1 pseudogene is annotated in these 271 nt (G+C 48.7%); it reads right to left on the minus strand.

The window, feature by feature from the left end:
• Positions 1–271, minus strand: a pseudogene (locus KVT27_RS24685) (DUF4340 domain-containing protein); the annotation flags it as partial.

The raw sequence follows: 271 nt of genomic DNA on the forward strand, positions 1-271 counted from the left end.
GTGACCAGACCCAGCGCATCCAGCCACGAATCAACCTGATTCGTATTCGTCGGCGTTGCGGCCGGCTTTTTCATATCCCAACCGGTGTCTGTGCGGCTTAAGTCAATCTCATCCGCTTCCGTTTTGAGCGATAGGGACTGTACGTCTTCCTGCTTCAGCGTGAGAAGAGTTTTCGGTTCTTCTTGTTTCTCTTGAAAGAAGTTTTTGCTCGAAGCGTACCAGAAGCCGCCGATACAAATAACCACTAACAGAATTGTAGGAATAAACCGTT

It is taken from the genome of Lysinibacillus sp. GbtcB16 (assembly GCF_019091145.1).
Lineage (GTDB): Bacteria > Bacillota > Bacilli > Bacillales_A > Planococcaceae > Lysinibacillus > Lysinibacillus fusiformis.